The following is a 26,440-nucleotide window of genomic DNA, read 5'->3' as shown; positions in this document are numbered from 1 at the left end:
GCGAGATCGCGCAAGATGCCCTTCTGCATGGGCAGAGCGCGCGATCTGAAGGTCGGACTCTTTGTGCTGGCGGGCCTCATTCTTTCCGCCGTAGTCATTTTCCTGATAGGCGACGAGCGGCGGCTCTTCGACTCCTCGGTCGAGTTCTCGACGAGCTTCAGCGACGTGCAGGGGTTGAAGCCGGGCGCGCCCATCCGCATGGGCGGCATCGACATCGGCCACGTCGCAGAGGTCGGCTACGGGCCCGACCCGAAGGACACGAAGATCTACGTCAAGCTCGAGGTCGTCGAGAGCGAGGCGGGCCGGATCAAGACCGACAGCGTGGCCCAGATCGCGAACAAGGGGCTGCTCGGCGACAAGATGCTGGAGCTCACGAAGGGGCAGAACCCCGACGCGGTGCCGCCGGGCGGGCACATCCCTGGCGAGGTCCCGACCGACGTGATGGGGAAGGTGGCCGGGATGGCCGAGAAGGCCGAGGCCACGCTCGACAACATCCAGAAGGTCTCGGAGAACATCGCCGACGAGAAGCTGCACAAGGATCTCCGCGAGACGGTCGCCTCGGCGAACACGCTGATGAAGCAGGTGACCGAGGGCGAGGGTTACCCGCACCGCTTCCTGACCGACCCCGAGGAGGCCGAGCGCATCTCGCGCACCCTGGCGAGCCTCGACCGCGTGAGCACGGAGCTCGCGGGCACGCTGCGCGAGGTGAGGGGGGTCGTCTCGCGCGTCAAGGAGGGGCCGGGGTTCGCGCACGACGTCATCTACGGCGACGGCCCGCAGAAGCAGATCCAGCAGTTCGGGAACGCGGCGGACGAGGTCGCCATGACGCTGAAGGGCATCCGCGAGAGCGACAGCCTCGCGCACGACGCGCTGTACGGCGGCAAGGGCGACGGCGCCGAGGCGCTCGCCAACGTGACGGCGATGACCGGCGACCTGCGGGCGATCGTGCACGACATGAGGGCGGGCAAGGGGACGCTCGGGGCCCTCCTGGTCGATCCGTCGATCTACGAGGACATGAAGAGCCTCCTCGGCAACGTGCAGCGCAACGACGTGCTCCGCGCGCTCGTGCGCTACTCGATCAAGCAGGACGAGCAGAAGCCCGCAGTCCAGGTCGGCGGCGCCACGCCGGCCCCTTCACCGTAGCGCCAGCGCCAGGCCTCCGACCGCGCGTTGTCGGGCTTACAGCGCTGCCTCGCGGCGGCTCGCTCGGCTCCGCCTGGCCTGCAATCGGCCGCCGCGCGTGCGCGCGCGGCGCTCGAGGCGCGGGGCGCAGGCGGCGCGGCGCGAGGCACATCCGGGCCGCCGGCGCAACCGCCGCGAGGGCTAGCGCCTTGCGTCGTCCCGGGCCGCCCTTTATTCCTCTTTGTCCCGATGCCCAGGAAGCTCGCTGACCGTCTGTCGGCCGTCGCGCCCAGTGCAACGCTCGCCATGGCGGCGCGGGCCGCGCGCCTCCGCGCCGAGGGGCACACGGTCTACGCCTTCGGCGTGGGCGAGCCGGACTTCGACACGCCCGAGCACATCCGCACCGCGGCGAAGGCGGCGCTCGACGCCGGCGCCACGCACTACACGGCCGTTTCCGGCACGCCCGAGCTGAAGTCGGCGATCTGCGCCGCGACCGAGCAGCACCGCGGGTGGCGGCCTCTGCCGAGCCAGGTCACCGTGAGCGCTGGCGCGAAGCACGCGCTGTTCAACCTCGCCGCCGCGCTCTTCGAGCCGGGGGACGAGGTCGTCATCCCGTCGCCTTATTGGGTGAGCTATCCCGAACAGGTACGCCTGTTCGGCGCCGCGCCGGTCGTCGTCGAGACCACCGAGGCGACGGGCTTCCGCCTCACGGCGGACGCGCTCCAGGCCGCGCTGACGCCGCGGGTGAAGGCGCTCGTCCTGTGCACGCCCTCGAACCCGACCGGCTCGGCGTACGCGGAGGAGCACCTGCTCCCGCTCGCCTCGGTCCTGCGGCGCCACGACTGCTGGATCATCGTCGACGAGATCTACGCCGACCTCACCTACGACGGCTTCCGGCACGTATCGCTCCCCGCGCTCGCGGAGGACCTCGCCCCGCGCGTGATCGTCGTCGACGGGGTCAGCAAGACGTTCGCGATGACCGGCTGGCGCATCGGCTGGAGCATCGCGCCGATCGAGGTCGCGAAGGCGCTCGACGTGGTCCAGGGCCAGAGCACCACGAACGCCGCCGCCGTGTCCCAGGCCGCCGCCGTCGCGGCCCTGAACGGCCCGCGCGACGCGGTGTTCGCGATGCGCGCGGCCTTCGCCCGGCGGCGCTCGCTCATGGTCGAGGGCCTCAACGCCGTGCCCGGGGTGCGCTGCCGGATGCCCGAGGGCGCCTTCTACGCGTTCGCCGACGTGCGAGGGCTGTGCGGGCGCTCTTTCCAGGGGAAGACGCTCGCGAGCGACGAGGACGTGGCGACGTGGATGCTGGAGCAGGCGCACGTGGCCGCGGTCGCCGGCACCCCCTTCGGCGCGCCCGGCTATCTGCGGTTCTCCTACGCCTGCGACGAGGACCACATCGACGCGGGCCTCGCCGCGCTCCGGCGCGCGGTCGCGACGCTCGACTGACGGGGCGCGGCCCACCGCGGGTCGAGGCGTGGCTCGCAGCCTCGGGGCAGCGGCCCTGCTCGCTGCACGGCGCGACGGCGGGAGGCGCGGAAGCGGCTGCCTGTCTGGTCCACGTCCGCGCGGAAGCGCGCGAGAGCGCGGGAGGCGCGCGAGAGCGCGGGAGGCGCGCGAGAGCGCGGGAGGCGCGCGAGAGCGCGCGACGACGCGCGACCGAGCCTCGGCCAGCGCCGGGAGGCGCGCCGAACGGGGCCGCTGGCCCTTGGTTTCCCGAGCGCCGCGAAGAAGTTCGACATGGGCAGCGAGTTCTTCTTGTCGAACGCCGATCTCTGAGTTAAAAGCGCCACGTCTTTCCGAAACGGCCGGGTGACGACCGGCTGGCATCGGGCGCATAACTCAGCGGTAGAGTGCGTCCTTCACACGGACGAAGTCACAGGTTCAAATCCTGTTGCGCCCACCCCGATTCGTTCCCGTCGCGAGCTGGTCCAACGCATCGAGTCGCCTGCGCGACGATGCCGCCAGCGGCAGGCGACGGAGCAGCTAGGCGAGAGGTGCTCGCGCCGATCGCGGTGCGGTCCGCGCCGCCATAGGCCTCCGAGGTGCTCGTGCCGGTCGCAGTGCGGTCCGCGTCACGGGCACCCCGAGGTGCTCGCACCGAGCGCGGTGCGATGGGCTCCTGTTCGTGGGGCGTGGCAGCGCGGCCGAGCGCGCGCGATGACGGCGACGACCCTGCTGCGGGCTTCGACGACGAGGGCGCCCGCAGACCGCGCCGCGGCGGCAGCGTCGAGGCCGGGCTCACCCGACCTCGACGGGCGGATCAGGGCGCGGCGCTCCCCGCGGGCGGTGTGGCCGCCGCCTTCTTGCGCTTCTCGATGACGCTGGCCGTCGCGCGCAGATCCTTGGCGACGGCGCCGCACTTGAGGCAATTGCGCATCCGCAGGACCCCGCAGCGCTGCGGGGTGAGCCACGACTTGATGTAATGCAGCGCGCGGACATCGCCCTCCTCGCGCGCCCTGGCGATCAGCGCCTTGGTGGGGCACCCGGTGAGCCGGCGCAGATCGTCGGCGATGAGCAGCGCGGGCGACGCCATCTGCCGCACGCTCGGCTCGAGCAGCTGCTTGCTCGCGTTGTCCCGGATCCAGTCGCCGAACCTCGGCGCGGTCACCACCTCGTAGAGCAGGTCGGGACCGCGGCTCCCCATCTGCTTGGCCATCAGATCGAGCGCCGTGAGGGCGACGTCCGGGGGGCCGTTCGCGATCCTCAGGAGGAGCTGCTTGACCTCGTCGTTGCCGGTCTCCTCGGGGTCGATCTCGAACAGCCGCTTCGTCGTGGCCAGCGCGGGCGCGTACGCCTTGTCGCGCCCCTGCGCGAGCGCGAGCGCCCGGAGGACCGGGGGATCCTCCGGGTACCGCTGCGCGAGCGCGCCGAGCGCCGCGAGCCCCTCGGCCTGGGCCTTCTCGAGCTCCGAGGCCTGCGCGCGGGCAGGCTCGGCCTTCGCCGGAGCGTCGGGCTCCGCGGGGTCGAGCGCGGACGCCGGCTCGGGCGACGGCGCGCTGGCGCGACCGCTGCTGCCGCTCGGGGCGGCGGTCGGCGCAGGCCGCGGCGCCGAGCCGCTGGGGTCCTGCTCGAGCACCGCCACGGCCGTCGGGTTGCGGAGCGCGACCGCGGCACAGACGAGCCCGGTGGCCGCCAGCAAGCCCAGCGCGGCCAGGGGGGCGGCCGCCTTCGGGCGACCCATCCCCGGTTCACCGACCTGACTACCCGAGCCGCTCATTGCAGCTGCCTCTCCCGCGGATGGCCCACGGCCTCGCCCTCAACCGTAGGGATCGTCGTTCTTCGGCGCCTTCGGCCTCGGCCTGGGCGCCGGCTTGGGCGGCGCCGCCGTGGCCGTCGTCGTGGGGGCCGGGGGCTCCGCGGTCGCCTTGGGCGCTGCCGGCTCGGCCGTCGTCGTGGGGGCGGGCGGCTCCGCGGTCGCCTTGGCGGGGGCCTCGACGGTCGGAGCGGTGGTCGCCGCAGGCGCGGCCGAGGCCTCCGGCGCCGCCGACGAGCCAGGGGCGATCGGGGGCGCGGTGGTCGCCGCCGGGGGCGCGGCCGTGTCCGTCGCCGCGGGCACGACCTCCGTCGGCTGGGGCTTCTCCTCCGGAGCTGCGGGCTTGGCCGTGGGCTGCTCCGGCGCGGGCGCGGCCGGCGTGGGCGCGGGCGCGGCCGGCTCCGGCTTCGGATCGCTCTGCCCGAACACGAGCCAGAGCGCGCCGCAGAGCGCAGCCGCGACCAGCAGGATCGTGAGCAGCCGACCGGTGCCGCTGCTCTCCTCTTCCTGCGCGAGCGGGACCTTGCCGGTGGTCGCGGCCTTGGCGGCGACCGCCTTGTCCTCCTTCGGCTTGGCTGCCGCAGGCTTCGCCCTGGCCGCGTCGTCGGCCGCCTTCTCTTCCCGGCGCGCGGGCGTGGCGAGCTCCTCGGACGGCGTCCTGTCCGCCGCCTCCGCCGGCCTCTTCGCTGCGGCGACCTTGGCGGGCCTCGCCTCGGCCGCGGGGATCTCGTCCCGCGCCTCGCGCTCGTTCGCCAGCTGCGCGACCGCCGCGACCGGGGCCGCCGCCGGCTCGGCCAGCGGCTTCGCCCGCTCCTCCCTCGGCGCGGGCGCGGGCGCGGGCTCGGGCTCGGCCCTCTTCGGCGGGGTCGGGATGAGCGGCTCCTTGGACGCGCCGATCTCGTCCAGCGAGCCGCCGGCCTCGGCGAGCGCCTGCTTCAGCAGCTCGGCCGCCTGCTTCATCATCGTCCGCTCGTCGGGCGGCGGCATCTCCTTCTCGGGGTTCGTCTTGGGGAAGAAGCTGCCGGCCTCCGCGGGCTCGGCCTTCTTCGCGTCCCCCTTGCCGGCGTCGCCCTTCGAGGTCGCCCCGATCGCGCCGAGCCCCAGCATCGTCGACGCCCGCTTCACCTGCGCGGCCTGCGCGCCCTTCGCGGCCGCGGGCTCGGCCTGCGGCGCGGCCGCCGCTGCGGCCGCGGGCTCCGTCACCTCGTCGCCCAGGTCGGTGCGGTCGGTGATGCCGGCCTCGAACGCCGACCCGGCGCCCTGCTGCGCGTCGACGAGCCGGGTGATCACGGCCTTGGACTTCTCATCGATCTTGATGAACTTCACGCCCATGCCGGACGGGTGCGCGTCGCTCGCCTGCGCGGGCTCCCGCTTCCATACGACGCGGCCGACGCCGGCGATGACGGCCTGCTCGTCCTGCAGCCGGATCTCGAACTTGAGCAGCGTGCCAGCGGGGAAGGGCGACGGCGTCTTGATGAAGATGCCGCCACGGCTCACGTCATGCGAGTGGTGCTCGATGAACTCGTCGACCGTGGCGCTCTTGTAGCGCACGGTCATCTGCAGCACCCTCGCTCGCGGATCTTTGCGTGTGTCCTGGGCCATCAGGGTAGAACTCCGGTCTACTTCGCGACTCGCTCCTGCGGATGTGGTCCGCATGTTAACCCAAGGTTCGCCGCGAGGCCCAAAGGCTAACACGTGGCGGTCCGCTTTACCGAACGCGGCCATGGGCTACCGGGCGAGCACGCTGTTCGAGCGCGCGCGCTCGCGCCCGTGCCCCTGCGCTGCAGGGGTTGGTGAACCGAGCGTGAGCGCGCGCCGCTCGTGATATGTTCGCGCTGACTGGAGAATGCGCCGGGATGGCTGTCCGGGACCACTTTCGCGCTCATGCGAGGCGACGCGTCGATCTTGGAGCGACGCTGCGCGATCGGCAGTCGATCGAGGAGCACGGCGTCCGCATCCGCGATTTGGGTCTGGGCGGCGCCGGCATCGAGCTGTCCGAGGCTCAGCTCGCGTCGGAGCTGCTCGATCCCGAGACCGCGGTGACGCTCGAGGTCACCACCCCGAACCTGTGGGATCCGCTGAGCCTCCGCGGCCGGATCGCCTGGATCCGCCGTGGGCCCGCGGGGCGGCCGGCCCGCGCGGGCGTTCGCTTCGAGCATCACGATGCCGGGGCGCTCTATGCGCTCTACCAGCTGCTCGGCACCGAACGCTTCGACCTCTAGCGCGGGGGGCGCCCGCTGCGGATACGGGCCCACCTCGGCGTTTTCGGTGCTCGGCGCACGTGAGTGCGCCTGCGCGCCGAAAACGCCGATCTGGGCCCGTCTCCTGTGCGGGCACCCCCCGCGCTGCGGCGGCGATGGGGGAGGGGAGCGAGGGTCGGATCGGCACGGCGGAGTGTGTCTGTGCCGAGAATGTCGCTGCGTGTGCGGGAATGGCGGTGCGCGGCGTGAGTCCGTTCCTGGTTCCGGGAGAGGGCAGGCTCGACGAGTCCCCGTCCGGTGTGCGGCGCGAAGCGCCCTTGATGGATCGGGAAAAGGTGAGGAACGGTAGGCCCCCAGCGAGGGAGCACGTCGCGCGGCAGGGCGCGGGGGATGGGCCGATGTCTGAGCCTGGGACATCATCTCTCCGGCGCTTGCGCCGGAGGGATGATGTCCCAGGCGAGTTCGGCGGGGCCCCCGCGCCCTGCCGCGCGACGTGCTCCCTCGCTGGGGGCCGGGCGGCTCGGCAAAGCCGCCGCCCGCATCTCACGGACGAGCTGGCTGGAGAGGCCCTAGAGGGCGAACACCGGGCCGATCGTGGGAGCCAAGACGAGGCCGAGCGTCGGCCACATCAGCATGACCTTCAGCTCGGCGGAGACACCGAGGTTCTCGGTGATGCCGTAGACCACGCCGGCGCCGGCCGCCGAGAAGTTCCGACCGGTGATCTGGTAGGCGTCGAGGTCCTCGACGAAACGGGTGTCCGCCGGGCACCTGTTGCTGGCGTTCCCATCCTCCAGCGAACCGTCATCCCTCCGGCGATCGCACACATCCACGGGCACCGACGCGTTCACCTGGGCCAGGCCGATGGGCGACAGGAACCCGTAAGGGCGGAATCCACCCTTCTCGACAATCCGATCTCCCAGGAAGAAATACGTGGCGCGGAGCTCCCCGTGGAGCGGCAGGAAGCTGAGCGCCTGGAGATGCGGGTTCTGCTTGTCGTCTCCCACCCACGGCGTCGGCTGCTCCTCGGAGGTCGGCGAGCCGCCGAATGCAAACCCGAGCCGCGCGCCCACGAGCAGCGGCAGGTCCGCGAAGAGCTGCCGGTCGTACGACAACATCACGCGACCCCCGGCAGGGCTCAGGCCACCCTTGACCCCGTTCGTTCCGGGGAGATCCGCCGGCTCGCCGTAGAACTGCTTGCCGTTGCTGCCCGGATAGAAGCAGGCGTACGCGGCGTCGCTGCCCGAGCAGACGTAATCCGTGCCCCGCACGAGGAGCAGGTCGAGCTCCCCCCAGAGGCCGAACACGTTGCGCTTGCCCTTGCGCCCCGCGGCCCCGCCGCCCCCGTCGCCGGCGCCTTGCTCGCAGGTCCCGTTCAGGCAGACGAGCCCGGACTGGCACTCCACGGTCTCCTCGCAGGCCGAGCCCCAGCCCTTGTCCCCGCGCTCGCCTCCGGCCTCGGGGCAGCCAGGGAGGCCAGGCGGGCAGTCCTCCTTCGCCGCGCAGCGCTGCGGCGGCTCCTGGCCGGGGAGCGACGGCGCCGTGTCGATCTCGTTCTTGATCGGCACCCGGTGCGGCGCCTGCATCGAGCCGGCCGTGCCCACCGGGTCGCCCGCCTCGTCCCGGACGATCACGAAGTACCGGACATCACCGGTGGTCGTGACATCCTCGCAGGGGATCTCCGCCCCGAAGCCGCTCTCCATGGGCGTCATCTCGACCGACTTCCACTTGGGCGAGCCGAACGGCTTGTACCGCAGCGTCGCCTTGGACGCGTCGATCTCCTCCGGGATCTCGATGTAGACGGGCACCGGCGTGTTCACCGCCTGCTCCGCCACCGGCGTGTGCGGGACGTCCCCCGCGGCGGCCTTCGCGGGCTTGCCGCCCTCGCCCGGCGCATCCTCCGCCGGCTTCCCGGCGGACTGCGCCTCCTTCTGCGCCTCCTTGAACGCCTGGGCCAGCTCGGGCGTCGTCAGCGCGTCGATGAGCGCCGCCTTCGGGTCGGCCTGGAGCGCCAGCACGAACTCCGCCCTGGCCTGCTCCAGCTTGTTGCCGCCGCCGTAGACGGTGCCGAGCGCGATGTGCAGCTTGCCGATCACCGGCTTCGTGCAGGCGTTCCTCTCGCACTTCTTCAGCGCGTCTCGGAGCTTCTTCTCCGCCTTGTCGAACTCGACAGAGAGATAGTCATCGTCCATCGCCTGGTTGTGCAGCTTCATCGCCTCTGCGTCCTTCTCACCGGCGGCGCTGGCCGCCGCCGGCGCGCCGAGGACGAGCAGCGAAGTCAGAGCGAACGCGAGGCGAGCGCGGCGGGAACGACGGAAAAACACGGGTTCGGACCTCCAGGATAGGCTGGGGAGGGGCGCTTGCTTTTCAGGATCGGAGCCACGGGGGCTCCCGGACGGCGCGGTCGAGATCGCGCGTACCCCCGACACGGCGGGCGGCGCTCCAGCAGCTCTGGGCTACTGCGCGCCGCTCTCCGTGCGGACGAACTGCACGCGCCGGTTCAGGGCGCGGTTCTGATCGGACGTGTTCGGCACGATCGGCTGCTCCATCCCGTAGCCCTTCGACGTCAGCCGCGCCTCGTCGATCCCCTTGGCCACGAGGTACTTCTTCACCGAGGCCGCGCGCCGATCCGACAGCTTCTTGTTGTACGCCGCGGCGCCCTTGTTGTCGGTATGCCCCTGGATCTCGATCTTGATCTTCGGGTTCTGCTGGAGGACCTCCACCACGGCGTCGAGGATCGGGAAGCTCTCGGGCCGGATCTTGTCCTTGTCGAACTCGAAGTGGATCTGCTGCGTGATCTTGATCTCCTTCTCGGTGACGATGACCAGGCTCGGCTTCTTCGGGCAGCCCGGCTTGTCGCCGCCGACCACGCCCGGCTCGTTCGGGCACTGGTCCTCGAGATCGACCACGGTGTCCTGATCGTTGTCCGGCTCCGGGCAGCCATCGGCGTCCTCGTAGCCGTCCGGATCCTCCGGGTCGTTCGCGCAGTTCTTGCCGGTGCTGTCCTTGTCGTTCAGGTCGGGGACCGTATCGAGATCGTTGTCGAGCTCGGGGCAGCCGTCCTCGTCGAGGTAGCCGTCCTTGTCCTCGGGCAGGAGCACGCAGCTGTCCTTGCCGTCCGTGAGGCCGTCGCCGTCGGTGTCCGGATCGTCCGGGCAGCCGTCGTCGTCCTGGAAGCCGTTCCACGTCTCGGCGTCGCAGGGGCACTTCTTGTCCTGCGGATCGAGCAGCCCGTCGCCGTCGCAGTCGCCGGGCGCCGGCGGCGGCGCGTCCTCGATGAACCCGCGCTCGGCGCACTTCTGCGGCGGCGAGAGATCGTAGGCGGCGTGCGTGTTCGCCTTCGCGATGTCGAGGTGCTCCTTGGCGCGGGCGAAGAAGCCCTGATCGAGCTCGACCTTCGCGAACGACAGGTGCGACTTCGCCATCGCCAGCTCGCGCGGCGCGCAGCGGAGCGCGCCGTTGCGCTCCGCCTGGTTCGCGATGGTGGTCAGCGCCTCGATGTCGCCGCGCATGACCGGCACCTGCGCGCACGAGAGCGCGGACACCGCGATCAGCGCGACGCCGACGGTGCCGGCGCGGCGAGCGCGGCGGGAAGAGCGATGCCTCGTCCGATTGCTCATCGACCCGCGCCCTCGTGCGCCTGCTTCGCCAGGGTGATCGCCTTTTCCGCGTACTCCTCCGCGACGTCGGCGAAGTCGATCGCGTCGCCGTAGTCGGCGGCCGCGGCCTCCTCGCGCGCCTTCCAGAGGTGCTCTCGCGCGGTGTAGTACTCGTACGGCGCGTACTTCGCTGCGCCGAGCGCCTCGGCGGTCTCGAGCTTGCTCGAGGCCGAGTTCGCGGTGAACGCGTAGATGGCGCCGCCGCAGCCGCTCGTGAGAGCCGCTGCGAGCACCATGCCCGCGCCTGAAATCAAAATCCCGAATCGCCGCCCGTGCGTCGTCACGATCGCGTTCTTTCTGGAGCGGGGCCCTTAGGCCGTCTGCCCGGTGGTCGCGACGCTATCAAGGGCGCTCGGCGCGCGTCAACCGGCTCGGGGAAGGGAGGAGGAGGTTAGGAGGAGGAGGAGGTTAGAGCTTCCGGTAGACGCCCACGACGACGCCGAGCAGCATCGCGGGCTTGAAGTCGCTCGCCCGGACCAGGATGGGCGCCATCGCCGCGTTGGCCGGCTGGAAGCGGACGTAGTCCTTCTCGGGGAAGAAGTACTTCACGGTCGCCTCGTCGCCGATCAGCGCGACCACGATGTCGCCGCGCTGCGCGGTGAGCTGCCGGCGGACGAAGATGTAGTCGCCGCTGAAGATGCCGGCCTCGATCATCGAGTCGCCGGTGACGCGCAGGCCGAACACCTCGCGCCCGCCGCGCACGAGCGTCCGCTCGATCCGGACCGTGTCGAGCACGTGCTCCTCGGCGAGGATCGGCAGGCCCGCGGCGATCCGGCCGACGACCGCGATCTCGACGAGGTCGTCCTCCTGGTCGTTCGCAGGGGCGTCGTTGCCGCCGCCGACGAGCGCGCCGCGGAGCTCGGCGCCGCCGCTCGAGCCGCCGCCGTCGAGATCGCGCGGCCGCAGGGCGCGCGACTTCATGTCCTCGCGGGTGAGGTAGCCCTTGCGCTCGAGCGCCCGGAGGTGATCGTTCACCCCGTTCGTCGAGCGGATCCCCATATGCGCGCCGATCTCGCGCAGCGTGGGCGGGTACCCGCGCTCGCTGATCGACTGCCGGATATAGTGAAGCACCTGCTGTTGTCGCTCGGTGAGCCCCTGCATCGGGCGGAACCTACTGAACGGTTGGGTAGATGTCAAAAAAGTGTGGAGGTACCTCTCCACAGACCTGAATTTGCCGCGATTTTGGGGGCGCCGGCGCGTCGGCCGCGCGCGGCGCGGCGCGCGGGGCGGATCGCGCGGTGAGCTGCGGGGCGCGTCGAGCGTGCAGGGTGAACCGAAGGGCAGGGGCCCGCGATCAGGGCTGCTTCGGGGGGTTGTTCCGCGAGCTCATGGCCGGGCGGGGCTCGAGCATCGCCCGGATCTCGTCCGGGTCGGCGGCGGCGGCGAACATCTCCTCCAGGGTGATCATCCGGCGCTGGTAGAGCGAGACGAGCGACTGCGCCATCGTCTGCATCCCGCTGCCGGCCTGGCCCACCTGCATCTGCGAGTAGATCTGGTGGAGCTTGTCCTCGCGGATGAGGTTCCGGATCGCGGCGTTCGGGATCATGACCTCCATCGCCATGACGCGCCCCGGGCCGTTCGCGCGCGGCAGGAGCAGCTGGGTCATCACGGCGACGAGCGTGAACGACAGCTGCTGCCGCACCTGCGACTGCTGGTGCGGCGGGAAGACGTCGATGATGCGGTTGATCGTCGAGATCGCCGAGTTCGTGTGGAGCGTGGCGAACACGAGGTGGCCGGTCTCGGCGATCGTCAGCGCCGACTCGACGGTCTCCAGGTCGCGCATCTCGCCGACGAGCACGACGTCCGGATCCTGGCGCAGGGCGTAGCGCAGGGCGTCCTTGAAGGACGCGGTGTCGGAGCCGATCTCGCGCTGGTTCACGAGCGAGAGCTTGTGCGGGTGCAGGTACTCGATCGGATCCTCGATCGTGAGGATGTGGAGGCGCTGCTCGGAGTTGATCTTGTCGATGATGCTCGCGAGCGTGGTCGTCTTGCCCGAGCCGGTCGGGCCCGTCACGAGCACGAGGCCGCGCGGCTTGGCGGCGATGTCGAGCGCGACCGGCGGCAGGCCCAGCTCGTCGAAGTTCATGATCCGGAAGGGGATCTGCCGGAAGGCGGCCGCCACGGCGCCGCGCTGCATGTAGATGTTCGCGCGGAAGCGGGCGAGCCCCTTCATGCCGAACGACAGATCGAGCTCGTTCCGCTGCTCGAACGTCGCCACCTGCTCCTCGCTCAGCACCGAGTAGCAGAGCTGCCTCGTGTCGCTCGGCATGAGCGGCGGGAGCTTGAGCGGCACCACCGTGCCGTCGATGCGCAGGAGCGGCGGCGTGCCGCTCGTGATGTGCATGTCGCTCGCGCCCTTCTCCACCATCGCGCGGAGGAGCTGCTGGAGCGTGTACCTGAGGCCCTCCTGCTGTCCGACGAGCTCCGTGGTCATGCGCTCAGTCCCCCATCGTCACGCGGCCGACCTCCTCGGTCGTCGTGACGCCCGCCAGCACCTTCTCGATCCCGCTCATCCGGAGCGTCAGCATCCCGCCCTTGATGGCCGCGGCCTTGAGCTCGGCCGTGGACGCGCCCTGGAGGACCATCTCCTTCAGCGCGTCGGTGAAGCGCATGACCTCGTAGAGCGCGACGCGGCCCTTGTAGCCGGAGCCGTTGCACGTCTTGCAGCCCGCGCCGCGGACGAGGTCCGCGCGCGCGACCTGCTGCTCGGTGAAGCCGAAGTCGAGCAGCACCTTCGGGTCCACGCGCAGCGGGACGCGGCAGTCGGGGCAGATCTTGCGCGCGAGGCGCTGGGCGAGCACGAGGTTCACGCTGGCGGTGATGAGGAACGGCTCGACGCCCATGTTGAGGAGGCGCGAGATCGTCGACGGCGCGTCGTTCGTGTGCAGCGTCGAGAGCACGAGGTGGCCGGTGAGCGCCGCCTTGACGGCGATCTCGGCGGTCTCGAAGTCGCGGATCTCGCCGACCATGATGATGTCCGGGTCCTGCCGGAGGAACGAGCGCAGCGCCATCGCGAAGTTCAGCCCGATCTCGTCGTGCATCTGCACCTGGTTGATGCCGTGCAGGTTGTACTCGACCGGATCCTCGGCGGTGCTGATGTTCGAGCCGATCTGGTTGAGCTCCGAGAGCGCCGAGTAGAGCGTCGTCGTCTTGCCGGAGCCGGTCGGGCCGGTGACGAGGACCATGCCCCACGGCTGGCCGATCGCCCACTTGAAGTCCGCGAGCGGCTTCGGGTCGAAGCCGAGCTTCGCCATGTCGAGCTGCAGGTTCGACTTGTCGAGGAGGCGGAGGACGATCTTCTCGCCCCAGATCGTCGGGAGCACGGAGACGCGGAAGTCCATCTCCCGGCCCCTGCCCATCTTCAGCTTGATGCGGCCGTCCTGCGGGAGCCGCCGCTCGGCGATGTCGAGCGAGCTCATGATCTTGAGGCGGCTCGCGATCGCGTTCTTCAGCTTGATCGGCGGCTGCATCTCCTCCATCAGCACGCCGTCGATGCGGTAGCGCACGCGGAGCTTCTTCTCGTACGGCTCGACGTGGATGTCGCTCGCGCCCTTCTTGATGGCGTTCAGGAGGATCGCGTTGACGAGCCGGACCACGGGCGCGCCCTCGGCGGCCTTCTCCAGCTCGAGGACGTTCACGTCGTCGGCCTCGACCTGGAAGCCGACCTCCTCCTCCCCGAACTCGCTCAGCACCTCGTCGTAGGACGGCCCGACGTTGTACGCGCGCTCGATCGCCTCGGTGATGCCCGTCTCGGACGCGACGACGGGCTCGACGTTGAAGCCCGTGAGGAACTTGATGTCGTCGATCGCGTGCAGGTTCGTCGGGTCGGCCATCGCGACGACGAGCGCCGTCCCCGACCGGGAGATCGGGATGATCTTGTGCTTCTCGCAGACCTCCCGCGACACGAGGCGCGAGACCTCCGCGTCGATCTCGTACTCGTCGAGGGCGACGGCCGGGACGCGGTACTGCGTCGAGAGGAAGCTCGTGATCTCGCCGTCGGAGATGTACCCGAGCTTGGCGAGGGCGTAGCCGAGGTTCTGCCCCGTCTTGCGCTGCTCCTCCTGCGCTTGCCGGAGCTGCTGGAGGCTGATGAGCTTTTCGCGGACGAGCAGTTCGCCGAGGCGGTGGTTGGTCGACATCGAGGGCGCAAATCCTGCGGGCGGCGAGGGAGGGAGTCAACGCTGGCGGTTGGGGCCGGCGCGCTTCAAGGGTAGGATGTCGGATGCGGGTGAGGATGGCGCTGCGTGAGTCTCTTTGAGTGGTTCGGGCTCAAGCGGGGGGACAGCCGTCGCAGGGCGGCCGAGGCCAGGGAGCTCGCTGGCGATCTCGCGGGGGCGGTCGAGCTGTACCTCGACGCCGGCATGCCGGACGACGCGGCCCGGGTCCTGCTCCTCCGCGCCGACGCCGAGCGGAGCGTCGAGAAGCGGATCGCCTTCTGCGCGTCGGCGTTCCGCACCGCCGAGAGCCCGGAGCTGAAGCGCGCGGCGCTCGGGCGCAAGGCGCTGCTCGCGTTCGACCTCGTGCGCGCGCGGGGCGCGAGCGCGATGCGGAGCGAGGTGCTGGCGGTCGCGCGCGAGCTCGAGGCGGCGGGCGAGCTCGAGCGCGCCGCGGACGCCTACGCCCTGGTCGGCGACACCGAGTCCGAGACGCGCGTCCTGGCCGCCGCCGGCGCGATCGACCGGCTCGAGGAGCGGCTCCGCGCCTCGATGACCGCCGAGCGGGACCAGCGCGAGCTCGCCGCGGCGCTGCGGAGCATCGCGGATCTCGACCGGATGGCCGAGCGCCGCGAGGCGATCGCCGTCGGCGAGGCGTGGGCGGGCGGAGGCCGCGGCGGCGAGCAGGTGGCCGACGCGCTGCGCGCGATCCGGGCGCGGCTCCTGTCGGGGCCGGTCCTCTCGATCGAGCTCGGCGGCGCCGTCGTGCGGTGCGCGCTCGGCGACGAGGTCACGATCGGCCGCGGCGAGGCGACCATCGTCGTCGCGTCCCGCGCCGTCAGCAGGACGCACGCGCGGATCCGGCGCGGCCCGTCCGGCATCGAGGTCGAGGATCTCGGGACGCGCAACGGCACGACGCTGGCGGGCGCGCGGCTCACGGCGCCGCTGCCCGTCGGCCGCGGCGTGCAGATCCTGCTCGGCGGGGAGGTGCCGTGCGCGATCGCGCCCGGGATCGGGCAGGGCTGCGTGGTGGAGGTCGCGGGCGAGCGCTTCACGGCGCCGCTCGGCGAGCTGCCCGTGGGGCCGTGGCGGATCCGCCTCGATCGGGCGGGCGCCTCGGCGTTCGTGGCGCTGAAGACGCCGCCGGGGGCGCCGCCGCCGTTCCTCGGCGACTACCAGCTCGCGCCGTCCGTCGAGCTCTGCGCGGGCGACGCGATCGCCGCGTCGCGCGGGGGGACGCCGGTCTTCCGCGTGCTCGCCGCCGGCCAGGCCTCGCCGGCGCGCCGCGACGGCGGCGGGGAGGGCGGGCCGGCGTGAGCCTGTGGCGGCGGCTCAAGGAGCGGCTCGGCGGCGCCGCGGCGGACGGCGGCGCGCCGGCGCCCGGCGGGGGCGCCGCGCCGGACGCGCCGGGCGCGTCGGACGTCGCGCGCGGCGCGGACCCGGCGCGGGCGGCGCGCCCGGCGGCGGACGCGCGGGCGCGCGGGCGCGCGGCGCGCGACGACGGCGGCGACGAGGTCGCGCGCCTGCGGAGCTCCGGCGCGCGCGACGGGCCCTCGACGGACGAGGTGATCGCGATCCTGCGGCGCGCGCGGGGGACGCTGCGGGAGGCCGAGGCCGTGGCGCACCTCGTCGCCGCGATGGCGGAGCGGGCGCTGCCGGATCCGGTCCGGGTGGCCTGCGCCGATCTGCTCGCGGCCCGGGGCGACGAGCTGGGCGCGCTCGCCGTGCTCGAGGGCGCCGCGGCGCGCGAGCGCGGCGGCGCGGGGCGCGCGCAGCCGGTGTCCTCGACCGAGGGGCTCGTCCTCGCGGCCGACCTCTACGCCTCGCTGGGGCAGCTCCCGCGGGCGGTCGGCGCCATCGAGCGGGTGCTCGTCCGGGAGATCGACGCGCCCGGCGCGCGCGAGCGCCACCAGCGCTGGCGGGCGGCGCTCGGCGCGGAGCGGCCCGCCGCCGCCCGCGTGGAGGACGTGACGGTGGTCGCGCCCGCCGCGGGCAGGACCCCGTTCCGCCTGCTCCGCGAGGTCGCGCGCGGCGGCGCCGGCGCGGTCTACGAGGCCGAGGACGAGGTGCTCGGCCGGCGCCTCGGGTTCAAGGTCTACCACGGGCGCGGCGGCGACCGGGCGCACCTCACCCGCGAGGTGCGGCTCGCCGCGGCGCTCGCCGGGCCCGGCGTGGTGCGGGTGTTCGACGCGGACCCCGACGAGGGGTGGATCGCGCTGGAGTGGATCGCGCGCGGCTCGGTGCGGGACGTGCTCCGCGCCGGCGACGCGGCGTCGCTCGCGCCGATCGCGCGGTGGGCGCGCCCGCTCGCGCGCGCGCTCGCCCGCATCCACGAGCGCGGTTACGTCCACGCCGACGTCAAGCCGGCCAACGTGCTCCTGCGCAGCCTCGCCGAGCCCGTGCTCAGCGACTTCGGGCTGGCCAGGCCGCGCGGCGCGCCGTCCGCCGGCGGCAGCCCCGGGTACGTCTCGCCGGAGCGGCTCGCCGGGCGGCCGAGCGACCCGCGCGACGACATCTACGGCTACGGCCGCGTGCTCGAGGACGTCCTCGTGCGCCTCGAGCCGCTCGGCGGCGAGGGGCTGGCCCCCTGGAAGGAGCTGTCGCTGCGGTGCCTCGGCCCGGACGACGAGCGGCCGCCGGACGGCGCCGCGCTCGTCCGCGCCGTCTGCTGAGCCCCGCGGCGGCTCAGCAGGCGTCGAGGCAGCGCCTGTACCGATCGAACGCGGCCGTGTCCGTCCCGTCGAACGCGCCGCAGGGGACCTCCGCGGCGCAGGCCGACGCGCAGTGGACGGCGCCCTCGCACGACGCCTCGCTGGACATGCCGCTGCCCTCGTAGCCGCACTCCTCCATGTGGTCCTCGGCCTCGTCGCACACGCTCTCGCAGCCCGACGCGAGGGCGACCGCGAGCGCGAATGACGCGGCGCGAGCTCTTCCGGAGCTGCCGGCCGCTTCCGTCCACCAACGACCCCTGCCTTTGCTCATGCGTGCTCCCTCCGGGAGTGATGTCTCGTACGGGGGACCTCGCGCTGCGTCGGAGTTGCGTGCCGGATGGCAACCTTCTTCGCTTCGGGCGCGGCCCTGGGTAGATTGCTCGCCTGCATGCGCGTACGCAACGAGGAGGGGGCGCCCTGATGCGCTTGGCGATCGTCGCCACGCCCAGCTTGCACCGCGACCAGCGGCCGGCGCCCGGCTCGCTGGACGGGGATCTCATCCGGGCCCGCCTCTCGCTGGACGACGCCGGCTTCCGGGTGGTCGACGTCGACCCCGCGCGCGACCTCGCGGAGCAGCTCGACGCGCTGTTCGACGAGCTCACGGCGACGCGACAGACCCTGGTCGACGCGGAGGACGCCGCGCGCGACGAGGCCTCGACCCTATTTTTGTTCTACGCCTCCACCGCCGTCGCGCTGTCGCCGGACGGGGAGCTCTTCCTCTGCCTCGACCCCGAGAACCCCGGCGTGGGCGACGCGCTGGGCGACGTGGCCGCGGTGTTCCGCGATCGCGCGCGCGGCGAGGTGCTCTTCGTCCTGGAGTGCCACCACGGCCCGGGGGCGACCTCGCGCGCCGTCGTCACCGCCGCCGAGCAGGCGGTGGCGTCCCCCGTGACGGGCGTCGAGCTCCTCGTGGCGGCCCACCCGATCGGCTCGCTCGACGCCGACCTGCCCTCGGTGTTCACCCGCGCCTTCGTCGAGCACCTCGACGAGGCCGACCCGGATCGCGGCGTCACCGCCGAGGAGATCTTCCGCCGCGTCGAGGGGAACCCCGGCCTCGCCGGCGCCATCCCGTGCTTCGCGCGGGCGAGCGGGCGGGGGGCGTTCTCGGTGCTCGTCCCGCGCGGCGGCCCGCCCCGCCGGCGCCCGGCCAGGGCCGAGGCTGCGCGGCCCCAGGCCGCGGGCGACGGGGGCGTCGCCACCACCCCCGCGTCCGCGCCGGACGACCCGGTCGCGCAGTACCTCGCGGCCGGCGACACGCTCGCCGCCGCGTCGGACCTCGACGGGGCGCTCACGGCATACAAGAAGGCGCTCGCCCTCGTCGGGGTCGCGCAGCGGGACGCGCGCGCGGAGGTGCACCTGCGCATCGCCCAGGCGAGGTGGCGCCAGCAGCGGCACCGCGAGGCGATCGAGGGCTTCGAGAAGGCGCTGGCGCTCGCGCCCGAGCACCGGCCCGCGCTCGAGGCGCTGGTCGAGCTCCACCTCGCCGAGCAGGACTTCGCGAGGCTGCGCACCGCGGAGGAGCGGCTGCTCACGCGCGTCGAGGGGGACGCCGATCGCTTCGGGCTCCTCGTCCGCTTCGCCGAGCGCTGGGAGATCGTCGCCGGGGATCCGGCGCGAGCGCAGGAGCTCCTCGAGCGGGCGCGGGAGCTCCGCCCCGACGACGCCGCCGTCCTGCGCAGCCTGGGCCGGCTCTACGAGGCCACGGGCGATCTCGCGGCGTCGCTCGACGCGCGCTGCTGTCACGCCGAGCTCCTCCCGGACCCGCGGCAGCGGGCCGTCGCGCTCCTGGAGCTCGCGCGCGCCGCGATGCAGGGCGAGGCCCGCGCGACCTTGACCGAGGTCACGCGTGAGCAGGACGGGATCGAGCTGCTCGAGCGCGCGCTGGACGCCGACCCCACGTTCCTCGATCCGCTCGCGCTGATCGCGATCCTCCTCTCGGCGCGGCAGGAGTGGGGCGAGCTCGAGCTCGCGTACCGCCGCATGCTCGACCGGGCGCAGCGCATCGCCGACCCGCGCGTCCGGAGCGACGTCACCTGGGAGCTGTGCCGCCGCCTCGGCATGCTCTTCCGCGATCACCTCGAGGATCCGAGCTCCGCGCTGGAGGCGTTCGAGGGCGCGGTGGTCGAGCGGCCGGACGACGTCCCGGGGCGGCTCAGCGCCGCGTCGCTCGCGCGGGGCGCCGGCCGGATCGAGCGCGCGGCCGCGCACCTCCAGGCCGCGGCGGTGCTCGATCCGGGCAACGTCCAGGTGTTTCACGACCTGTTCGACACCTTCCAGAAGCTCAGGCGCGTCGACCAGGCCTGGGCCGCGGCGAGCGTGGCCGTCTACCTCGGCGCTGCCGAGGCGCGGGAGCGCTTCATCTTCGAGGAGCACCGGCCCGCGGGCCTCGTGCAGCCCGCGCGCGGGCTCAGCCCGGGCAGCTGGGATCTCCTGCGCGCGGCCGATCGCGATCGCGCCCTCGAGGAGGTCCTCGCGTCGGTCGCCGACGCGGCGGTCCGCGCGCGGCTCGCCCAGCGCGCGCGGGAGAGGATGATCCCGCACGTCGATCCGGCCGCGCGCGCCGACGCGGAGCGGAACGCGGCGGGCGTGGTGCGCCTGTTCTCGTGGGCGAGCCGGTGCCTCGCGATCCCCACGCCGGCGGTCTACCTCCGCAAGGACGCGCCCATCGCGGTCGCGGCGGTGACGGTCGAGGAGCCGAGCGTCCTGGTCGGCGGCGAGGCGCTCCGCGGGCGGACGGCCGCCGAGCTCGCGTTCCTGGTGGGCAGCCACGTCGCCTACCACGTCGGCCCGCACCGCTTGCTCCTGCACTTCCCCTCGCTCGAGGAGCTCGGCGTCTGCCTCGCCGCGGCGGTCAAGGTGGCGCGGCCGTCGGAGCCCGTCCCTGCCGAGCTCGAGGGCGCGGTGCTCGCGCTGATGCCGCTGCTCGACGAGCGGCTGACGGAGCGCGAGCGGGACGCGCTGGAGGCCGCGGTGTTCGAGCTCTACGAGATCCGCGCGCCGCTGGATCTCGCCCACTGGGTGGGCTCGGTGGAGCGGTGCGCTGCGCGGGTCGGCTACCTGCTGACCGGCGATCTCTCGGTCGCGGCGTCGTCGCTCTCGCGCGGGGACACGCCGGGCGTGCTGACGGCGGAGGAGAAGATCGGCGATCTCCTCTCGTTCACCGTCTCGGACGCGTACCACGCCCTGCGCGAGGAGCTCGGCGTCGCCATCGAGCCTTAGCTCCAGGCGTCAGACGTCTGCCTGAGCCCCGCGTCCGCTCCCGGCCGGCGCGCGTTCACTCCTTCCCCTGGAGGTAGGCGAGGTACGCGTTGTGGCTCGGCGGCCTTCCGAGGAAGCGGGCGACGAGATCGCCTGCCTCGACGCCGCCCCCCTTGGCGAGCACCTCGTCGCGGAAGGCGCGCGCGACGTCCGGGTTGAGCAGGCCTTCCTGCTTGAAGCGGGTGAGCACGTCGCGCGAGAGCGACAGGGCCCACTGGTAGCCGTAATAGCCCGCGTCGTAGGTGATGAGGTGCCCGAAGCTCGACTGCAGGTGCGTCCCCTTCACGAAGACGAAGGACTCGTGCGCGCGCTGCGCCTGCTCCACGACCAGGGTCGTATCGAAGCCCGGCTCGCGGGTGTGGAGCTCCAGGTCGATCGACGTCAGGGTGAGCTGCCGCTGCGTCGCGAGCGCTCGGCCGAAGCTCCGCGCGCGGGTCATCGCCTGGAAGAGATCGTCCGGGATCCTCTCGCCGGTCGCGTGGTGCTTCGCGAACAGATCGAGCACCTCGCGGGACCACGCCCACTCCTCGAACATCTGGCTCGGCGCCTCGACGAAGTCGCGCACGGTCGAGGTCCCCGAGTAGAAGGCCAGCTCCGAGCGCGTGAGGAGGTGGTGCAGCACGTGCCCGAACTCGTGGAAGAACGTCACCACGTCCTCGTGGGACATGAGCGCCGGCTGCGCCCCCGGCTTCGGGAAGTTGCACTCCAGCGCCGCGACGGGCGTCTGCCACGATCCGTCGGCGAGCCGCTTCGCCGTCCGCACGGCGAACATCGCCGCGTGCTTGTACTTGTCGGGCCGGCTGTGGAGGTCGAGGTAGAACTTCCCGATCGTCTTGCCGTCGGAGCGCACCTCGTACGCGGTCACGTCGGGGTGCCACGCGTTCGCGGGGACCTCCTTGTACTCGAGCCCGTACATCCGCGCCGTGATGTCCATGAGCCCCTGCTTGACCGCGCCGATCTCGAGGTAGGCCGAGAGCGCCTGCGAGTCGAACTGGTACTTGGACGCGCGGACCCGATCTTCGAGGAAGTAGCGCTCGGAGGGCGGGAGCCTGTCGGTCGGCTTGCCGCCGAGCCGCACGTGCTCCTTCATCAGCTCGGCGAACTCGGCCTTGGCCGGCTCCTTCAGCGCGGCCTTGACCTGGTCGAGGAAGGCGCGCACGGCGCCGCTCGTCTTGGCCATGCGCGGCTCGATGGCGTAGTCGGCCCAGGTCTTGTAGCCGAGCATCCTCGCCTTCTCGGAGCGGAGCGCGAGCAGGCGCTCGAGCAGCTTCACGTTCTTCTCGCCGCCGCGGTTGGTGAACAGGACGTAGAGGTCGAGCGCGGCCTTGCGGTCCTTCGCGTAGGTGACGAACGGGAAGAAGTCGGGGTAGTCGGTGCTGATCTCGACCTTGCCGTTCGCCTTGGGCGGGTGCTTCGCCACGTACTCCTTGGGCAGCCCCTGGAGCGAGGCGGGCGCGATCTCGATCGCGCCGGTCGACGCCGACAGGTTCGCCATGAACTCCTGTCCGATGCGGGTGATCTGCTCGTTCACGTCGCGGAGGCGCTGCTGCCGGTCGGGCGGCAGCGACAGCCCGTTGCGTCGGAAGTCGCGGAGGACATCGGCGAGGAGCCGCGCACGCTCGCCCTTCAGCGCCTCGCGCGCCTCGCCCGTCTGGGCGAACGCCTGGAGGACGGCGGCGAGATCGGCGTCCAGCCACATCGCGGTCGTGAACCTGTCGACCTTCGGCTCGCAGAGCCTCGCGGCCTCTCGCACGGCCGCGTCCGGGTGCGCGACCCCCATCAGGTACGGGAAGTCGCCCGCGCTGTTCACCTCGAGCACGGCATCGTCGAAGCGCCCGAGGGTCGCGGCGTAGGTGAGCTCCTCCGGCGGCGCGCCGCGGAGCGCCCTGATCGCGGCGAGGTGCTCCTCGGCCGCGCGCAGGTGATCGTCGCAGAGCTGCTTCACCCCGACGGCGGTGATCCCCTGCGGCACGGGGTCGAACTCGGCGCGCGCCGGCGCCTCCGGCGGCGGCGGCGTCGCCGGGCGCGAGGTCGTCGCCGGAGGGGCGGCGCCGCGAGGCCCGTCCGGCGGCGCGACCGCGCCGGTCCGAGGGCCGGCGCTGCAGGCGACCAGCAGGACGAGGGAGAGGAGCCCGGAGCGCGCGGGCGTGTGACCGACCTTCATGTCGGTCCGGCTATACCACGGGGGTTTCGGGGGGGCCGGGCCCCTGGCGGCTCGATCCCCGCGGGAACGGGGGCTCGAGCCGCGCGGTGCTTCATGCCGTCAGTCGGCTGCCGGCGGCAGGTAGGCGAAGAGGCAGTTGTAGCCTCGGCTCGTCACGTCGGCGGCCGGGGTGCCGGCCGACACCCGGACGAGCAGCCGGTTGCCTTCGGGGGCCTCCGGGATCGCTTGCGACTCGACGTACAGGTCTTCCGCTGCGGTCTCCGTGGCCGCGTAGTCGGCGCCGATCTCGGTTCCGTCGCCGTTCAGCACCTCGGCGCGGAGCTCGCGGACCCCGGAGCCGTGGCGCTGCGCTCCGCAGATGACGGAGATCGTCCAGCCCTCTCCCGTGTCGTCGAGCGGGAGCTCGTAGACGTCGACGTCCGGCGTCTCCTCGGTGCCAGCGAGCTTCCCTTCGACGGCGAAGCTGACGCCGCCGCCTTGGTTGGGGAAGCTGGCCAGGTCGCCTTCGGGCGTCGCCACGTCGCCGTTGGTCTCCTCCGCGGCCTCGAGCGGATCGGAGCTCGCCCGGCTGTGCAGCAGGATGTAGAAGTCGTTCTTCCCCACCTCTCCTGCGGGGCGCTTGACGAAGACGAAGTACTCTTGCCCGGCCTCCACCGGAACGGCGATATCGCCGCCCTTCGACGGGTCGACCTTCGCGTAGGCGCTCGTGAGATCGGTCGCGTTGAAGACGGCGACCTCGCTGACGTCGACCGTCGAGCCGTTGCCCTCGGGCCCGCTCGGCCCGGAGAAGTTGAACTGGGCGAGGAGGGCGTTCTCGAACTCGGGCGTCGCCGGTGGCGTGAACGAGTACACGTCGACGTCGGCCTCATCCGCGAAGCTGCCGAACACGAACGTGGTGTAGTAGGCCGACTCGTCCGCGGTCAGCTCGTACGGCATCTCCACGGCCTGCTCGGCGTCGTTGTTGGGCTCCGTCTCCCCGACGAGGCTGTCGGCCTCATCGGCCCCCAGATCCAGCGGGAGGAACCGCAGCGTGTAGTCGAAGCTGACGACCTCGGACGGGTCGAAGCAGCCGTTCGGGAAGGCGGCCTCCGGGAAGGCGGCGTTGCAGTCCTGGACGACGACGAAATACTCGCCGTCCGCCGGCAGGACCGTGAGCAGCTCGCTGTCGTTCGTGATGCCGCCCTCGGGATCGTCGTTCTGCGCGAGCTGGTTCCCGTCGGCGTCGAGCAGCGTGATGACCGTGTCGGGGTAGGTCGGATCCCTCTCGCCGTCCTCCGGCTTCGCGTCGGTGACGAGGTAGACCGGCAGACCCTTGGTCCCGGTGAAGCTGTAGTAGTCCGCGTCCTCTTCGAGCGGCTCGAGCGTCCCCTCTAGCCCGTTGTTCCCGGCGGGGAGCTCCTCTGCTTCCTCGATGCTGTCGTTCCCGTCGTCCACGGGGCCCGGGCCCGAGGAGGTGCTGGTGGCGATGCCGGTCGTGGTCGTCACGGTCGACGTCGTGGTGCTCCCGGCGCCCCCTTCGCCGCCGCTGCCGCCGCTGCCGTCGTCATCGCCACCGCAGCCCGCGGCGGTCGCCGCCATCGTGCCAAGCACGAAAAATCCCAATAAATACATCGACCTCATGGCACCTCCAAGAACGTTTGCGTGCCACAGCAGGTTGTGGTGTGGCTGCGTAGGAATAGTACACCTACACGGCTGCTCATCGTTCGCGCCATGGGAGCGCACGGTTTTGACGGTCCAAGATCTGGACTATCCGCGGCGGATGGTGGCTGCTCCACAAGGGGATCTTCAAGGCGCACGGAGCGAGCTGTGGAGCTCGGTGCTCGCCCCTCGCCGCCGGCGGCGCCGCGTGCTCCGATGGCCGTCGGAGCTTCCGCCATGCCCCGTCCCGCGCTCACCGTTTCCCTGTTGCTCTTCGCCCTCACCCCTGGCTGCTCGAGCAGCGGCAGCGATCCCTGCGAGGTCGTCTGCGCCAAGAGCGCCGAGTGTCAGCCCGACGGCCCCGGCGAAGACATCTGCATCGATCTCTGCCGCAGCGAGTCCGCTCGCGCGTCCTATCGAACGGCCATCGAGCGCCAGGCCGAGTGCTACGAGGAGGAGGGGAGGTCCTGCGCCGACCTCGCGGCCGGCGCCTGCGACTACTCGCCGGAGGATTGATCGGCGGGGCCCGCGGCCTCGCCGGCGCGCGCCTTATTCGGCGGCCATGAACGGGTAGGGGACCGCGCGCGGCGGGGCGAACGTCTCCTTCACGACCCTCGGCGAGACCCACCGGAGCAGGTTGAACAGGCTGCCCGCCTTGTCGTTCGTGCCGGAGGCGCGGCCGCCGCCGAACGGCTGTTGCCCGACGACGGCGCCCGTCGGCTTGTCGTTGATGTAGAAATTGCCCGCCGCGAAGCGGAGCGCGTCGCTCGCCGCCTCGATGAACGCGCGGTCCCGCGCGAACACGGCGCCCGTGAGGCCGTACGGCGACGTCTCGTCGCAGAGCGCGAGCGCCTTGTCCTCCTCGCCGTCGGGGTAGACCCAGACCGTCAGCACCGGGCCGAACAGCTCCTCGGTCATCAGCGGGTGGCGCGGATCCGTGGTCTCGATCAGCGTCGGCTCCACGAACCAGCCGTCGCTCCCGTCGTGCGCGCGCGCGCCGCCGCCGCACACGAGCGAGCACGCCGCGTCCGCCTTCGCCTCGGCGATGCGCCCGGTGAGCCGGGCGTGAGCGCGCCCGTCGATCACCGCGCCCATGAAGTTGCGGAAGTCGGCGACGTCCCCCACGCGGATGGCCTGGATGTGGCCCGCGAGCCGGTCCTTGAGGGCCGGCCAGAGCGAGCGGGGGATGTACGCGCGCGACGCGGCCGAGCACTTCTGCCCCTGGTACTCGTACGCCCCCCGGACGAGCGCCACGGCGAGCGCGTCGACGTCGGCGCTCGCGTGCGCGAACACGAAGTCCTTGCCGCCGGTCTCGCCCACGATGCGCGGGTAGCTGCGGTAGCGCCCGATGTTCTCCCCGATGCGGCGCCAGATCGACTGGAAGACCGCGGTCGATCCCGTGAAGTGGATGCCGGCGAAGTCCGGGTGATCGATGCACGCGTTCGACACGAGCTCGGGCGGACCCATGACGAGGTTGACGACGCCGCGCGGCAGGCCCGCCTCGATGAGGAGCTCCATCACGAAATGCGCGGCGTAGAGCGCGTTCGCCGACGGCTTCCAGACCACGGTGTTGCCCATCAGCGCCGGGGCCGCGCACAGGTTGCCCGCGATCGCGGTGAAGTTGAACGGCGTCGCCGCGAAGACGAAGCCCTCGAGCGGGCGAGGCTCGGCGAGGTTCCAGATGCCGGGCGCGCTCGCCGGCTGCTCCGCCGCGATCCGGTGCGCGAAGTGGACGTTGTAGCGGAAGAAATCGATGAGCTCGCAGGCCGAGTCGATCTCCGCCTGGTACGCCGTCTTGCTCTGGCCGAGCATGGTCGCCGCGTTCAGCGCGGGGCGGTACCGGGTCGCGAGCAGCTCGGCCGCCTTGAGGAAGACGGCGGCGCGCTCTGTCCACGGCGTCCGCGACCACGCGCGGTGCGCTCGCTTGGCGGCCTCGATCGCGCGCGCGACGTGCTCGGCGCCGCCCTGGTGCGCGCGGGCGAGGAGGAGATCGCGCCGGTGCGGCGCGCGGACCTCGTCGAGCGCTCCGGTCCGGACCGCCTCGCCGTCGATGACCATCGGGATGTCGATCGTCTCCCGCGACCGGCGATCGAGCTCCGCCTTGAGGGCCGCGCGCTCGGGGCTGCCGGGGGCGTACGCGAGGACGGGCTCGTTCTGGGGGCTCGGTGGCGTGGCGATGGCGTCGATCATGACGCGAGTCTAGCGGGGGAGGCGCGGGCGCGCAGCGCTCCGGCGCAGCCGATCCGAGCCTCGGCGTGAGCAGGATGGCTGCGCAGGACA

At 72.4% G+C, this 26,440-nt stretch carries 19 protein-coding genes and 1 tRNA gene; 8 read left to right on the top strand and 12 right to left on the bottom strand.

Features of this window, described 5'->3' with window-relative positions; translation table 11 throughout:
- The first annotated feature begins 27 nt into the window (after positions 1–27).
- From WME83_RS27180 to WME83_RS27170, 3 genes are all read left to right on the top strand, one after another.
- Positions 28–1,143 carry an MlaD family protein gene (locus tag WME83_RS27180; RefSeq protein ID WP_437312596.1) on the top strand — a complete coding sequence of 372 codons (1,116 nt, stop codon included), beginning with the start codon at positions 28–30 and terminating at the stop codon, positions 1,141–1,143.
- A 285-nt stretch (positions 1,144–1,428) separates the two neighbouring features.
- A complete protein-coding gene (locus tag WME83_RS27175; RefSeq protein ID WP_437312595.1) occupies positions 1,429–2,571 on the top strand; it encodes a pyridoxal phosphate-dependent aminotransferase in 1,143 nt (380 codons plus the stop codon).
- A 382-nt stretch (positions 2,572–2,953) separates the two neighbouring features.
- Positions 2,954–3,025, top strand: a tRNA-Val gene (locus WME83_RS27170).
- Between the two features lie 360 nt (positions 3,026–3,385).
- Here WME83_RS27170 and WME83_RS27165 read toward each other — a convergent pair.
- Together WME83_RS27165 and WME83_RS27160 are read right to left on the bottom strand one after the other, a co-directional pair.
- On the bottom strand, positions 3,386–4,306 hold the full coding sequence (locus WME83_RS27165; protein WP_437312594.1) for a hypothetical protein: 921 nt from the start codon (positions 4,304–4,306) through the stop codon (positions 3,386–3,388).
- Between the two features lie 75 nt (positions 4,307–4,381).
- A complete protein-coding gene (locus WME83_RS27160; protein ID WP_437312593.1) occupies positions 4,382–5,980 on the bottom strand; it encodes a TIGR02266 family protein in 1,599 nt (532 codons plus the stop codon).
- Positions 5,981–6,234: 254 nt separating this feature from the next.
- On the opposite strand from WME83_RS27160, the gene WME83_RS27155 reads away from it, so the two are divergent.
- Positions 6,235–6,600: a PilZ domain-containing protein gene (locus WME83_RS27155; protein WP_061627742.1), complete on the top strand. Its 366-nt coding sequence runs from the start codon at positions 6,235–6,237 to the stop codon at positions 6,598–6,600.
- 548 nt (positions 6,601–7,148) lie between these two features.
- Here WME83_RS27155 and WME83_RS27150 read toward each other — a convergent pair.
- The 6 genes from WME83_RS27150 to pilB all read right to left on the bottom strand — a co-directional run bounded on the left by WME83_RS27150 (position 7,149) and on the right by pilB (position 14,374).
- On the bottom strand, positions 7,149–8,789 hold the full coding sequence (locus tag WME83_RS27150; RefSeq protein ID WP_437312592.1) for a hypothetical protein: 1,641 nt from the start codon (positions 8,787–8,789) through the stop codon (positions 7,149–7,151).
- Between the two features lie 243 nt (positions 8,790–9,032).
- Positions 9,033–10,196, bottom strand: a complete 1,164-nt coding sequence (locus tag WME83_RS27145; RefSeq protein WP_437312591.1) for an OmpA family protein — start codon at positions 10,194–10,196, stop codon at positions 9,033–9,035.
- A complete protein-coding gene (locus WME83_RS27140) occupies positions 10,193–10,471 on the bottom strand; it encodes a DUF4398 domain-containing protein (RefSeq protein WP_020737372.1) in 279 nt (92 codons plus the stop codon). Before WME83_RS27140 ends, WME83_RS27145 begins: the two co-directional genes overlap by 4 nt.
- Positions 10,472–10,643: 172 nt before the next feature.
- Positions 10,644–11,336: a transcriptional repressor LexA gene (lexA, locus tag WME83_RS27135; RefSeq protein ID WP_061627745.1), complete on the bottom strand. Its 693-nt coding sequence runs from the start codon at positions 11,334–11,336 to the stop codon at positions 10,644–10,646.
- 193 nt (positions 11,337–11,529) lie between these two features.
- On the bottom strand, positions 11,530–12,669 hold the full coding sequence (locus WME83_RS27130) for a type IV pilus twitching motility protein PilT (RefSeq protein ID WP_437312590.1): 1,140 nt from the start codon (positions 12,667–12,669) through the stop codon (positions 11,530–11,532).
- A 4-nt stretch (positions 12,670–12,673) separates the two neighbouring features.
- Positions 12,674–14,374 (bottom strand): type IV-A pilus assembly ATPase PilB, encoded by a 1,701-nt coding sequence (gene pilB, locus WME83_RS27125; protein ID WP_437312589.1) that lies wholly within the window; start codon positions 14,372–14,374, stop codon positions 12,674–12,676.
- A 105-nt stretch (positions 14,375–14,479) separates the two neighbouring features.
- Here pilB and WME83_RS27120 point away from each other — a divergent pair, with 105 nt between their 5' ends.
- Both WME83_RS27120 and WME83_RS27115 read left to right on the top strand, forming a co-directional pair.
- Entirely contained in the window at positions 14,480–15,706 is a 1,227-nt protein-coding gene (locus WME83_RS27120) for an FHA domain-containing protein (RefSeq protein WP_437312588.1), read from the top strand.
- The gene (locus WME83_RS27115) at positions 15,703–17,061 is read left to right on the top strand and encodes a serine/threonine-protein kinase (RefSeq protein ID WP_437312587.1); all 1,359 of its coding nucleotides are present in this window, start codon (positions 15,703–15,705) and stop codon (positions 17,059–17,061) included. The genes WME83_RS27120 and WME83_RS27115 overlap by 4 nt, the downstream gene beginning before the upstream one ends.
- 13 nt (positions 17,062–17,074) lie before the next feature.
- On the opposite strand, the gene WME83_RS27110 is transcribed toward WME83_RS27115, so the two are convergent.
- Entirely contained in the window at positions 17,075–17,371 is a 297-nt protein-coding gene (locus WME83_RS27110; protein WP_437312586.1) for a hypothetical protein, read from the bottom strand.
- Between the two features lie 149 nt (positions 17,372–17,520).
- Between WME83_RS27110 and WME83_RS27105 the strand changes: the two genes are divergently transcribed.
- Positions 17,521–20,319, top strand: coding sequence for a tetratricopeptide repeat protein (locus WME83_RS27105; RefSeq protein ID WP_437312585.1), 2,799 nt, complete (start codon positions 17,521–17,523; stop codon positions 20,317–20,319).
- Positions 20,320–20,374: 55 nt separating this feature from the next.
- Here WME83_RS27105 and WME83_RS27100 read toward each other — a convergent pair whose 3' ends face one another.
- Both WME83_RS27100 and WME83_RS27095 read right to left on the bottom strand, forming a co-directional pair.
- Positions 20,375–22,522 carry a M3 family metallopeptidase gene (locus WME83_RS27100; protein WP_437312584.1) on the bottom strand — a complete coding sequence of 716 codons (2,148 nt, stop codon included), beginning with the start codon at positions 22,520–22,522 and terminating at the stop codon, positions 20,375–20,377.
- A gap of 99 nt (positions 22,523–22,621) precedes the next feature.
- Positions 22,622–24,112 (bottom strand): hypothetical protein, encoded by a 1,491-nt coding sequence (locus WME83_RS27095; RefSeq protein ID WP_437312583.1) that lies wholly within the window; start codon positions 24,110–24,112, stop codon positions 22,622–22,624.
- 285 nt (positions 24,113–24,397) lie between these two features.
- On the opposite strand from WME83_RS27095, the gene WME83_RS27090 reads away from it, so the two are divergent.
- Positions 24,398–24,676 (top strand): hypothetical protein, encoded by a 279-nt coding sequence (locus WME83_RS27090; protein ID WP_437312582.1) that lies wholly within the window; start codon positions 24,398–24,400, stop codon positions 24,674–24,676.
- Positions 24,677–24,709: 33 nt separating this feature from the next.
- Here the strand turns inward: WME83_RS27090 and pruA are convergent, their stop codons facing one another.
- The gene (gene pruA, locus WME83_RS27085) at positions 24,710–26,350 is read right to left on the bottom strand and encodes an L-glutamate gamma-semialdehyde dehydrogenase (RefSeq protein WP_437312581.1); all 1,641 of its coding nucleotides are present in this window, start codon (positions 26,348–26,350) and stop codon (positions 24,710–24,712) included.
- Between the last annotated feature and the right edge of the window lie 90 nt (positions 26,351–26,440).

It is taken from the genome of Sorangium sp. So ce385 (assembly GCF_051474135.1).
Classification (GTDB): Bacteria; Myxococcota_A; Polyangia; order Polyangiales; family Polyangiaceae; genus Sorangium; species Sorangium cellulosum_D.
The sequence above is the reverse complement of the archived record's forward strand: the minus strand, read 5'-3'. Positions and strand labels throughout refer to the sequence as shown.